The following is a 12010-nucleotide window of genomic DNA, read 5'->3' on the forward strand; positions in this document are numbered from 1 at the left end:
TCTAGACATAGATCAAGATCTCGGTTTCGTATCCCAGTCGGTCTCGCGCGCCGACCGTCCCAAAAGCCACATTTCCTCAAATGTAGCGGCCGAAATCGTCTCGGCCCCGTCGTGCAAAGTGGGGACCGGCCCCTCGGGCGCCGGGCCGTAGAGATGCTCGTACGCCACCACGCCGTCCAGCCCGCCGGTGTCGCGAGCGTGCAGCGTCTCGGCCAGCGACGCGGCCGCCACGTAGATGTCCAGATCCTCGTCGAACGCGACGTGCCGCAGCGACCGCTGCTCCTCGTCGACCTCGTCGTAACACCGGACCGGGAACGCCCGCATGTGCCAGGTCAGATAGGTCAACACCGGTTCAGCGTACGAGGTCATTCGCCACCCGCCCCGCCACCACCGGCCACCGAGCAGCCCGACCTCAAGGGCCAGCAGGAGGTCTACACCGGCGAGCGCGGGTCCGCCTTCGGCGCGGTGGGCGCCGGGGCCGGAGCCGTTACGACCCGACCTCGGTCACGCCGCAGGAAATTGTGACCGTCTGGCGTCTCAACCTCGAGTGGGGTTACGACGCGCGGGGTGATTCGCCGGTTCTCGTCTGATCGGCCGAGTGCCGCGCCCCGACCCCGGGGCGCGGCGCTCGGCTGCCGTCAGGTCAGCGGCAGGACCAGCTTCGAGTGGGCCGGGTCGACGTTGACGACCGTGCCGGCCGGGTAGCGCAGGGTGTGGTCGCGGTCGGTGGAGATGATCACCAGGCCGATGCGGTGGCCGGGGGCGAACACGTGGTCCTCGGGCTGCAGGCTCCAGCGGAACGTGTACGGCTGACCGGCCTTGATCGGCCGGGTCACGGCCGGCGAGAGGCGGTTGCGGACGTCCAGCCAACCCCGCGTGACGATCTCGTAGGGGGTCGACGCCACGATGTGCTCGCGGTGGGCGAAGCAGCCCGGGTCCTCCGGGATGCCGGGGCCGATGCAGTCCTGCTGGTCGGGGAGCGTGCGGGTGCCGGCCCAGCGGTCGGCGGTGCCGTAGTCGACGAGCATCGCGGTCAGGAACGGCGAATCGCCTGTCACGTCGGCACGCAGGGTCACCGTCGCGGTGCCGGACAGGCGCGTTTCACGCGCAAGGGCGGGCCCGAGATAGATCAGCCGGTTCGGGTCGGTCGCGGTCTCGTTCGCCACCAGGCTTTCCGGGGTACGCGCGGGATCGTCGACGAAACTCTGCCGAGGGCCGCTGCCGAGCTGCTGGGTAACGGCGCGCGCGGCCCGCAGCGGCCAGGCCGACGAGGTCCGCCACTGGTTCGGGGCGACCTCGACGTCGGCCACCGGGTCGCGCATGATGCCGGTGTCGATCCGGTAGAGCCACTGGTCGAACCACCGGTGCAGGGTGTCGAGCCAGACGTCGCGGCGCACGTTGAACGGGTCGGCGTGCGCGGCCTGGTGCAGCCAGATCTTCTTCGGCCCGTGCAGCGCGTTCCACCACTGCCCGAACTGCTGGGTACGCACGTTGTCGTCGTGCAGCCCGTGCACCACGAAGACGCTGGCCCGGACCTTCCCGGCGTCGCGCAGGTAGTCGCGCTCGGCCCAGTAGGCGTTGTAGTCCCCCGACTCGCGGTCCTGCTCCTTCTCCAGTTGCGCCATCACCGCGGCGCACGCTTCCGGATGCGCGCGGGTCAGCACCGCCTCGGCCAGGATGTCGGTGTCCTCACCCTGGAAGCCGCCGGGCGCGACCACCCCGCCGTTCGCCCGGTAGTAGTCGTACCAGCTGGAGATCGCCGCGATCGGCACGATCGTCTCCAGGCCACGCACCCCGGTGGCGGCGACCGCGTTCGGCAGGGTGCCGTTGTAGGAAACCCCGATCATTCCGGTACGCCCGGTCGACCACCCGGCGCTCACCGGCTGCCCGGCCTCGTCGAAGCCCGGCGCGCGCCCGTTGAGCCAGTCGACGACCGCCTTCATGCCGAGGGTCTCGTTGCGGCCGCCGGAGGTCGGGCAGCCGTCCGACCCGCCGGTGCCGAGGCTGTCGGCGAACGCGACCGCGTAGCCGCGCGGCACGAAGTAGTTGTCCAGGTAGCCGCCGAACGTGACGGTCGCCGCGGCCCGGTTGCTCTTCGGGGTGCCGGTGAGGGCGGCGCCACCCCGGTCGACGTCGTCGTGGTTCGGCACGTCGTTGAGGCCGGCGTAGTACGGGCTGGCCTGGAAGATCACCGGGACCCGTTTGCTGGTGGCCGGCCGGATGATGCGGACCGCGACCCGGTCGGGTTTGCCGTCGGCGTCGCTGTCGACCGGGGTCTGCACCCAGATCCGTTCCCGGACGGCCGAGGTGTAGTCGTAGATCGGTGAGGTGGGGCCCTTCGCACTCGCACTCGCGGTGGCGGGTGCGACGGCGGCCCCGGAGGCGGTGAGGGCACAGAGGGTGACGGCCATCAGCCGTATCAGTCGCATGGTCCGACCTTATCGGCGCTTATCGATGGATGTGATCCCGGTGGCCCGCCCGCGATCCCCGCCGGGCAGAATCCCCGATCATGAACCCAGTCGGCCAGGTCGCCGCCCTGCTAGCAGCCGTGATCCACGTCTACATCTTCGTACTCGAAGCCGTGCTGTTCCCCAAGCCGGCCGGTTACAAGACCTTCGGCGTGCCGGAGTCGGACGTCCCCGCCGTCCGCCCGTGGGCGTTCAACCAGGGCTTCTACAACCTGTTCCTGGCCGTGATCGCCGCCGTCGGCCTGATCCTGCTGCACACCGGCACGGCCCAGGCCGGCCGGGCGCTGGTCGCCGCCGCCTGCGGCAGCATGATCGCCGCCGCCCTGGTCCTGCTCGGCACCAACCGCCGGATGATCCGCGCCGCCACCGTCCAGGGCCTGGCGCCCCTGGTCGCGATCATCCTGCTGGTGGTTGCCTGATCCATTCCGCGGCCGGACGATGTCCGGGTGGCGGTACTGCGCTCGGTCAACGTCGGTAAACCCAAGGACGTCCTCTGGCGAGGACGCAACGTCTACACCGGCATCGGGAAGAGCCCGGTCGACGGTCCCGCCATGGTGCGGCGGCTCAACATCGACGGCGACGGCCAGGGCGACCTCGGCGGCCACGGCGGCGAGCAGCGCGCGGTCTTCGTCTACCAGCTCGGATCGTACGAGTATTGGCGGAAGTTCCTGGGCCGAGACGACTTCGAGTACGGGCAGTTCGGCGAGAACTTCACCGTGGACGGCCTGCCCGACGACGAGGTGTGCGTCGGCGACCGCTACCGGATCGGCGACGCGCTCTTCGAGGTGACCCAGCCGCGCGTCACGTGTTACCGGGTCGGGATCCGGATGGACGACCCGCGGATGCCGGCCCTGCTCGTGCAGCATCACCGTCCCGGCTTCTACTTCCGGGTGCTGCAGGAGGGCGAGGTGCGCCCCGGCGACGAGATCGTCAGGGTCGCCGACGGCCCGGAGAAGATGACGATCGCCGAGGTGGACGGCCTGCTCTACCTGCCCGGCCGCCCCCGTGACCGGATCGAGCGGGCGCTGCGCATTCCGGCGCTGAGCCCGGGTTGGCAGGGCTCCTTCGCGGCGATCCTGGCCGAGCCCGCGGCGAGCGGCAACGCCGGCCTGATCGACGCCGTGCCGCCGCCCGCGTGGCCGGGTTTCCGCCCGCTGCGGGTGACCGCGATCGTGCCGGAGAGCGCCACGATCGCCTCGGTCCGCCTGGCCGACCCGGACGGCACGCCGCTGCCCGCCGCCCTGCCCGGCCAGTTCCTGACCGTGCGGCTGGAGCCCGGCCTGGTCCGCAGCTATTCACTGTCCGGCCCGCCCGGCGCCCCCGAATACCGGATCAGCGTCAAGCAGGAGCCACACGGCCTGGGCAGCACCTTCGTGCACACCCGCCTGCACCCCGGCGACCTGGTCGAGACCGCCGCACCCCGGGGTTCGTTCGTGCTGCGCCCCGGCCCGGCCCCGGTGCTGCTGGTCAGCGGCGGCGTAGGGGCAACCCCGGTGCTGGCGATGCTGCACGCCCTGGCCGCCTCGACGCCGGACCGCCCCGTCTGGTGGTTGCAGGCGGCCCGCACCGGCGCCGACCGCCCGTTCACCACCGAGGCGACCCGGTTGCTCGCCACACTCCCCCAAGCCCGTTCGCACGTGTGGCTCAGCCATCCCGCCTCGACGGACACCTACGACACGGCGGGCCGGTTGTCCGCGGACCAACTCCGCACGCTCCAGCTCCCGGCCGACGCCGACGCGTATCTCTGCGGCCCGGCCGCCTTCCTCACCGACGTGACCGAGGCCTTGGTCGAGGCCGGCGTGGCCCCCACCCGAATCCACACCGAGATCTTCGGCGCCCGCCCCGGCCTGACCCCCGGCATCAGCGAACCCCCGGCCCGCCCGCCACACCAGCCGAAAGGCGAGCCTGGAACCGGCCCGGCAGTGTCATTCGTCCGCAGCGACTTGACGGTCCCCTGGCCGAAGGAGTGCGCCAGCCTGCTGGAGCTGGCCGAGGCATGCGACGTCCCGGCTCGCTGGTCCTGCCGAACCGGCGTCTGCCACACCTGCGAGACCGGCCTGCTTTCCGGCGACGTCACCTACACAACAGACCCGATCGACCCACCGGCCCAGGGCGACGCCCTGATCTGCACCTCCCGCCCGAGCGGCCCCATCGTCCTGGACCTGTAGTCAAGGAGAATCTGTCGAGGTTTCGGGTACGGCCTTCCGCAGGTTGCGACCGCGCGTGCAAGATCCGCGCCATGGACTTCCCGTGGGACCCGGTGGATCAGCCGACCGAGCCGTCCACGACGGCGGTGCGGAGCGGGCGCGGCGTGCTGCAGGCCGTCCTGAGTGGCGTCGGCTGGCTGCTGCTGATCCCCGCCTGGTGGCTCGCCGAGACGCCGCTGCTCGCCGGTTCGCTAGTCGGCTGGTCGATCTCGCTGCTGGCGGTGTCGTTCGCCGCGTCCCGCCCGCGCTGCCCCATCGTCCTAGGCTTGCAGATCGGCACAGCGCATTGTCATAGCCGATGTGCGGAAGCATTCATGATCAACACAGCTTTCAGGATGTTGGGGCCTCAACGGGGCTGGAAGGCCCCGACATCCTGGAAATTGTGTTGATCTAGGCCGCAGACCAGCGTGTCGAGTGCGGCAGCAAATCGATCAACCGGCCAAGATCGACATCCTGATCTGCACCCAGCCGCCTGTCCAGCCCGGCCGTCTTGGACCTCTAGGGCTTGCGAGCCGCGTCGGCCAGGAGCTGGACCAAGTGGACGCCGTCCGTTTTGGCCAGGTCGGTGGCCTGGGTTCGGCAGGAGAAGCCGTCGGCCAGCAGGATGTCGCCGGGCTCGGCCTTCGCCAAGGCCGGCAGCAGCTGCTGTTCCGCCACTGCTACCGAGACCTCGTAGTGGCCTCGCTCCACGCCGAAGTTGCCGGCCAGGCCGCAGCAACCGCCCAAGCGCTTCACCGTGGCGCCGGCCGACTTCAGCAGCTTCGCGTCGGCCTCCCAGCCCATCACCGCGTGGTGGTGGCAGTGTGGCTGGGCGATCACCCGCACCCCCTCCAGCGACGGCGGGGCGTACGACGGCGTACGGGCCAGGAGCTCGGCGACCGTCACCGTTGCCTCGCTCACCTTGCGGGCCTGGTCGTTGTTCAGGATCTCGGTGATGTCGCTGCGCAGCACGCCGGTGCAGGACGGCTCCAGGCCGACCACCGGCATGCCCTGGTCGACGGCCTTGGCCAGCTCGCCTGCCGTTTTGCCGAGGATGCGGCGGGCCGCGTCGAGCTGGCCGGTGGAGATCCAGGTCAGGCCGCAGCAGGCCGCCTTGGTGGTGACCTGGGGGGCGTAGCCGGCCGCGGTCAGCACCTCGACCGCGGCCTTGCCGACCTCGGGCGAGAAGTGGTCGGTGAAGCTGTCCACGAACAGCAGGACCGGAGTGCCGACCGCCGGCGGTGTCTGGGCGGCGAACCACTGCCGGAACGTCTGCGGGGCGAACGCCGGGATGTTGCGGCGGGCGTCGACCCCGGCGAAGTAGAGGGCCAAGCCGCGGAGGCCGGGCAGAGTCGTCAGGCGGTTGGCCAGCCGCGGCATCCGGGCGGCCAGGCGCGACCAGCGGGGCAGCCAGCCCAGCGAGTAGTGCGAGCGCGGGCGGACGCGGCGCTGGTAGCTCTGGTGCAGGACCTCGGACTTGTACGCCGCCATGTCGATGCCGGTCGGGCAGTCCGAGGCGCAGCCCTTGCAGGAAAGACAAAGATCCAAGGCTTCGTGTACGGCTGGGGAGCGCCACGACGGGGCCAGGTCGCCGTCGAGCATCTCCTGCAGCACCCGGGCCCGGCCGCGGGTCGAGTCCTTCTCCTCCTTGGTGGCCAGGTAGGACGGGCACATCACGCCGCCCAGCACCGTGGTGTCGGCCCGGCACTTGCCGACGCCGGTGCAGCGGTGCACGGCCTGGTTGAAGTCGCCGTGGTCGGAGTGGTAAGCCAGGGCCAGCTTGGTGGTGACCGGGCGGGCCTGCGCGACCCGGATGTTGGCGTCGATCGGGTCGGGGTCGACCAGGTTGCCGGGGTTGAGCAGGTTGCGCGGGTCGAAGACGCCCTTGATCTGGCGGAACAGCGACATCGCGTCGGGCGAGTACATGCGGGCCAGCAACTCGCTGCGGGCCCGGCCGTCGCCGTGCTCGCCGGAGAGCGACCCGCCGTAGCTGACCACCAGGTCGGCCGCGTCCTCCAGGAACGCCCGGAACTTCGCCTGGCCGCCCGGCGACGCGAGCGGGAAATCGAGGCGTACGTGCAAACAGCCGTCGCCGAGATGGCCGTACGGCATGTTGCTCAGGCCGTGCTGGTCGCAGAGCGCATCGAAATCGCGCAGGTAGGCCCCGATCCGGGCCGGCGGCACCGCCGAATCCTCCCAGCCGGCGTGCGCCGGAAGCCCGGAGGGCGCGCGGCCCGCCAGGCCGGCGCCGTCCTCCCGGATGCGCCACATCGGGGCCGCCGCGACCGGGTCCTCGATGACCACCGACTCGATCGCCTCGGCCGCCTTGATCAGGCCGGCCACCCGCTCGCGGACCTCGTCGAGGTCGTCGCCGGCGATCTCCACCATGAGCCACGCCTGGCCGCCGGGCAGCGGCGGAACCGCGCCCGCGCCGCGGCGGCTGCGGACCACGTCGCAGATCCGGGAGTCGATGCCCTCGCAGGCGGTCGGCTTGAACTCGAGGATGGCCGGGATGATGTCGCCGGCCGTGCCGAAGTCGGGGTAGCCGAGCACCACCAGCACCCGGAACTCGGGGTCGGCGACCAGCCGGACGGTGGCTTCGGTGACCACCGCCAGGGTGCCTTCGCTGCCGACCAGGAACTCGGCGAGGTTGAAGCCGCGCTCGGGCAGCAGGTGCTCGACGGCGTAGCCGGAGACCTGCCGGCCGAAGGTGGCGAACTCGGTGCGGGCCACCGCCAGGTTGTTGCCGATGACCTCGCGCAGGGCGGTGGTGACCGGCGGCGCGCCGTCGAAGAGCTGCTCCCCCTCGATCGTGAAGGCGCGCAGGCCGAGCACGTTGTCGGAGGTGCGGCCGTAGCCGAGGGTGCGGGCGCCGCACGAGTTGTTGCCGATCATGCCGCCGATGGTGCAGCGGGTGTGCGTGGACGGGTCGGGGCCGAAGCGCAGGGCGTGCGGTTTCGCGGCGGCCTGCAGGACCGACTGCACGGTGCCGGCCTGCACCCGGGCGGTGCGGGTGGCGGGGTCGACGTCGAGGACTTTGTTCATGTGGCGGCTGAAGTCGAGGACCACGCCGGGGCCGATCGCGTTGCCGGCCACCGAGGTGCCGGCGCCCCGGGCGGTCAGCGGCACGCCCAGCTCACGGCACACGGACAGGACGGTCAGCACCTCGTCGTCGGCGCGCGGGCGGACCACGGCCTGCGGGACGACGCGGTAGAGGGAGGCGTCCGACGCGTACATCGCCCGGTTTGTCGCGTCGTCCAGCACATCGGCCAGCCCGGCTCGGCGCAGCCGCTCTCCCACGTCACTCATGGGGTTGATTTTTCCAGGCGGCCGCGGCCGCGGAGCCAGCGGCCCAGGTCAGTCCCGCAAGGCGGGCACGGCCAGGGCCAAAGCGTTGCGGCGGGCGAGGTCCTCGAGGATCTCCTCGGTCGAGGAGGAACCGAACCGGGTCACGCCGACCGCGGCCATCGCCACGAGCTGGTCGAGGGAGCGTACGCCGCCGGAAGCCTTGACCCGGACCTTGGCCGAGACGGCCGAGCGCATGAGCGCGAGGTCGTCGATGGTCGCGCCGGTCGGGGCGAAGCCGGTGGAGGATTTCACGAAGGCGGCGCCGGCCCGCTCGGACGCCCAGCAGGCGGCGAGTTTCTGCTCGTTGGTGAGGTAGGCGTTCTCCAGGATGACCTTGACCGGAGCACCGCCGGCCGCCCGCACCACGGCGCCGATCTCGTTCTCCACCGCGGCGATGTTGCCGGAGCGCAGCCAGCCCACGTTGATCACCATGTCGACCTCGGTGGCGCCCTGCTCGATGGCCAGCTCGGTCTCGGCCACCTTGATCACGGTCGGGGTGTCGCCGTGCGGGAAGCCGATCACGGTGCCGACCTCGACGCCGGTGCCGCGCAGCAGCTGGACGGCCAGGGGCACGTCGCACAGGCGCACGCAGACCGACGCCACCTCGTACCTCGCCGCGATCGCGCAGCCCTTGCGGACGTCCTCGCTGGTGAACTCGGGCCGGAGGATGGAGTGATCGATCATCTTGGCGATCTGCGCGACCGTGAAGTCCATGGCCGGGACGGTATCTGTCTATACAGGCAACTGTCTAGACAGGTTAGGGTGTGATTCATGCCCGAGCCGCACTACCACCGCATCGAGCAGGCGTTACGCGCCCGGATCGCGCAGTCCCGCCCGCACGACCCGCTGCCGTCCGAGCCCGAGCTGGCCCGTGAGCACGGCGTCAGCCGGATGACCGCCCGGGCCGCGGTGATGCAGCTCGTCAACGACGGCCTGGTCTACCGGGCGCCGGGCCGGGGCACGTTCGTGGCGGTGCCGACCGGGCCGCGCCGGGCCGACAACCTGATCCGGCTCAGCGAGGAGATCCGCAAGCAGGGCCGCAAGCCGTCCTCCCGGGTGGTCCTCGCCCACCTGCGGCCGCCGACCAAACAGGAGGCGACCCGCCTGCGCCTGCGGCGCGGCGACGTGGTGGCGATCCATCGGGTGCGACTGGCCGACGACGAGCCCATCGCGTACGAGCGTGCGCTCTACCCGGGCGCGCTCGCCGCGCTGCTCACCATGGATGTCGGCGGCTCGGTGCACGAGGCCCTCGCCGCGCTCGGCCGGGTGCCGACCAAGGGCACCGCGACCCTGACCGCCCAGGAGGCCACCGCCGAGGACGCCCGCGAGCTGCTGGTGCCGGAAGGGTCGGCGCTGCTGGTCGAGGAGCGCCTGATCCTCGACGACCGGGACGCACCGCTGGAGCTCAGCGAGTCTCGTTACCCGGGCAACCGCTACCGGCTGGACGTGGCCTTCGGAGTGGAACCCCTGTGAGATGGCTCTGAGAATTTCGTAAACAAACTTTTACAACACCAACTCCCATGACATAGAAGGATTTGCATGAGTTGATGCACTTCCTAAATCGTGGGAGGAAACTGGTGAGAACCGCAATCGCGCTGGCCGCCACCATCGCGCTGGCCGGCGGAGGGGTGACGGCGACCGCAGACCGCGCGTCCGCCGCCCCGGTAACACCGAGCCCGATCGCCCAGGCCGGAACCGCGGCCGTCAAGGGCTCGGCGAAGGACGGTTACCAGGTCTACAGCCGAACGAGCGAAGCAATCCGCTACACCCGGACGTACGACGGGATCCGCGTCTACGGCGGCGACCTGATCGTCCGGCTCAAGAACGGCAAGGTCACCGGCACGTCGGTGGGCCTGGCCAAGCCGCTGTCGCTGAGCACCAAGCCGTCGGTGACCGCTCTTTCTGCGCGCGCCAAGGCGACGTCCGCCTTCCGCGGCAAGATCACCTCTAGTGGCACGCCCGAACTGTTCGTCGACGCGAGCGACGGCACCGGCAAGCTCGCCTGGGAGACCGTGATCAGCGGCTGGCAGCCGGACGGACAGACCCCGTCCCGCCTGCACGTGATCACCGACGCGCTGACCGGCGCGGTGCGCGGCTCGTTCGACGAGATCGAGAGCGTGTCCGGCACCGGCAACAGCATCTACTCGGGCCCGGTGGCGATCGAGACCACGGCCAATGACACCGGCTTCAGCCTCACCGACCCGGTGCGCGGCGGCGGTTACACCTGCGACATGGGCAACCGCACCAGCGGAACCTGCGCGGTCTTCACCGACGACGACAACCTTTGGGGTACGGGCGCCAACGCCGACCGGGCCTCCGCGGCGGTGGACGCCCACTTCGGTGCGGCCACCACGTTCGACTACTTCAAGAACGTGCACGGCCGGGACGGCATCTTCGGCACCGGCGTCGGCGTTCCGTCGCGGGTGCACTACGGCAGCGCGTACGTGAACGCGTTCTGGGACGGCGCCCAGATGACCTACGGCGACGGCAGCGGCAACGCCAAGCCCCTGGTGGCGCTGGACGTGGCCGGGCACGAGATGTCGCACGGCGTGACCGAGCACGTGGTGCCGGGCGGCCTCACCTACGCCGGCGAGCCGGGCGGCCTGAACGAGGCCACCAGCGACATCTTCGGCAGCATGGTCGAGTTCTACGCGAACAGCACCGCCGACGCCGGCGACTACGACATCGGCGAGAAGATCGACATCCGCGGCACCGGCGCCCCGCTGCGCTACATGTACGACCCGGCCAAGGACGGCTCCTCGCACGGCTGCTGGTCGACCACCACCAAGAACGTCGACGTGCACTACTCGTCCGGCGTGGCCAACCACTTCTTCTTCGACCTGGCCGAGGGCACCGGCGTCACCGCGTACGGCACGTCGCCGCTGTGCGGCTCCGCCGCCCCGGTCGCCGGCGTCGGCCGGGAGAAGGCCTCGGCGATCTGGTTCCGCGCCCTGTCCAACTACTTCATTTCGAGTACGACGTACGCCCAGGCCCGCGGCTACACGCTGTCCGCCGCCGCCGACCTGTACGGCTTCTGCGGCACCGAGTACAAGGCGGTGCAGGCGTCGTGGACCGCGGTGAACGTGGCCGGCGACGACTTCTGCTCCGCGGGCAACGACTTCACCCTGGCGCTGAGCGCACCGTCGGTGGCGGTCGACCCCGGCACCTCCGGCACGGTCACGGTGGCCACCACGGCCATCAACGGCGACCCCGAGCCGATCACCTTCACGGCCGGCGTGGTGCCGGCCGGCGTCACGGTCTCCTTCGACCCGGCGACGGTGACCGCAGGCGAGCCGACCACGGTGACGGTGACCGCCGACCCCGGCACGCCGCGTTCCTCGGCACCGGTGACGATCACCGCGACCGCGCCGTCGGTGACGAGGGCGGTATCGCTGGCGGTGAGCGTGAACAGCTCGGCCGGCTGCACCGGCACCAACGGTGACGACGTGGCCATCCCCGACAACACCACGGTGACCAGCACCATCACGATCGCCGACTGCGCCGTGACCCCGTCGTCCACGGCGTCGGTAGAGGTGCACATCGTGCACACCTACATCGGCGACCTGGTGATCACGCTCCTGGCCCCCGACGGCACGGCCTACGTCCTGCACAACCGGGCAGGCGGTGGCACCGACAACATCAACCAGACCTACACGGTCAACCTGTCCGCCGAGGCCCCCAACGGCCCGTGGGTGCTGCAGGTCCGTGACGCCGCCAGCGCCGACATCGGCAAGATCGACAGCTGGTCCCTCTCGCTGTAGCAAGTGATCCCCAGCTGAACGGCCAGAACGGTGGCTGCCACGCGATGGCAGCCACCGTTCCCGCCCAAAGTCCGAGCCACCACCCAGCGTGGGGTAAGGCCACCGATTTCGCGAAAGTTGGGGCCTCGCCCTCGCAGCCAGAGACCGACTTCAAGGAAATCGGGCTCTCACCACCCACCCGAGGCCCGACATCAAGGAAATCGGGCTCTCACCACCCACCCGAGGCCCCGACTTCAAGGAAATCAGG

The 12010-nt window shown here is 70.7% G+C and carries 9 protein-coding genes; 5 read left to right on the plus strand and 4 right to left on the minus strand.

All coding sequences use genetic code 11. The annotated features are described in order from the left end of the window. Window positions 1-12: 12 nt before the first annotated feature. Together Adu01nite_RS42150 and Adu01nite_RS42155 are read right to left on the minus strand one after the other, a co-directional pair. Window positions 13-348: a hypothetical protein gene (locus Adu01nite_RS42150; RefSeq protein ID WP_203734982.1), complete on the minus strand. Its 336-nt coding sequence runs from the start codon at window positions 346-348 to the stop codon at window positions 13-15. A gap of 290 nt (window positions 349-638) precedes the next feature. Next, a complete protein-coding gene (locus Adu01nite_RS42155; protein WP_203734983.1) occupies window positions 639-2429 on the minus strand; it encodes a Xaa-Pro dipeptidyl-peptidase in 1791 nt (596 codons plus the stop codon). Window positions 2430-2509: 80 nt separating this feature from the next. On the opposite strand from Adu01nite_RS42155, the gene Adu01nite_RS42160 reads away from it, so the two are divergent. The 3 genes from Adu01nite_RS42160 to Adu01nite_RS42170 all read left to right on the plus strand — a co-directional run bounded on the left by Adu01nite_RS42160 (window position 2510) and on the right by Adu01nite_RS42170 (window position 5064). Beyond that, window positions 2510-2887: a DUF1304 domain-containing protein gene (locus Adu01nite_RS42160; RefSeq protein WP_203734984.1), complete on the plus strand. Its 378-nt coding sequence runs from the start codon at window positions 2510-2512 to the stop codon at window positions 2885-2887. A gap of 27 nt (window positions 2888-2914) precedes the next feature. After that, on the plus strand, window positions 2915-4636 hold the full coding sequence (locus tag Adu01nite_RS42165) for an MOSC and FAD-binding oxidoreductase domain-containing protein (RefSeq protein ID WP_203734985.1): 1722 nt from the start codon (window positions 2915-2917) through the stop codon (window positions 4634-4636). 71 nt (window positions 4637-4707) lie between these two features. Further along, window positions 4708-5064: a hypothetical protein gene (locus Adu01nite_RS42170; RefSeq protein ID WP_203734986.1), complete on the plus strand. Its 357-nt coding sequence runs from the start codon at window positions 4708-4710 to the stop codon at window positions 5062-5064. A 109-nt stretch (window positions 5065-5173) separates the two neighbouring features. Here Adu01nite_RS42170 and Adu01nite_RS42175 read toward each other — a convergent pair whose 3' ends face one another. Both Adu01nite_RS42175 and deoC read right to left on the minus strand, forming a co-directional pair. Next, window positions 5174-7963 carry an FAD-binding and (Fe-S)-binding domain-containing protein gene (locus Adu01nite_RS42175; RefSeq protein ID WP_203734987.1) on the minus strand — a complete coding sequence of 930 codons (2790 nt, stop codon included), beginning with the start codon at window positions 7961-7963 and terminating at the stop codon, window positions 5174-5176. A gap of 48 nt (window positions 7964-8011) precedes the next feature. Further along, entirely contained in the window at window positions 8012-8716 is a 705-nt protein-coding gene (deoC, locus tag Adu01nite_RS42180; protein WP_203734988.1) for a deoxyribose-phosphate aldolase, read from the minus strand. Window positions 8717-8773: 57 nt separating this feature from the next. Between deoC and Adu01nite_RS42185 the strand changes: the two genes are divergently transcribed. Together Adu01nite_RS42185 and Adu01nite_RS42190 are read left to right on the plus strand one after the other, a co-directional pair. Continuing rightward, window positions 8774-9475, plus strand: a complete 702-nt coding sequence (locus Adu01nite_RS42185) for a GntR family transcriptional regulator (RefSeq protein ID WP_203734989.1) — start codon at window positions 8774-8776, stop codon at window positions 9473-9475. A 104-nt stretch (window positions 9476-9579) separates the two neighbouring features. After that, window positions 9580-11763, plus strand: coding sequence for a M4 family metallopeptidase (locus Adu01nite_RS42190; RefSeq protein ID WP_239133131.1), 2184 nt, complete (start codon window positions 9580-9582; stop codon window positions 11761-11763). Window positions 11764-12010: the final 247 nt, after the last annotated feature.

It is taken from the genome of Paractinoplanes durhamensis (genome assembly GCF_016862175.1).
GTDB lineage: Bacteria > Actinomycetota > Actinomycetes > Mycobacteriales > Micromonosporaceae > Actinoplanes > Actinoplanes durhamensis.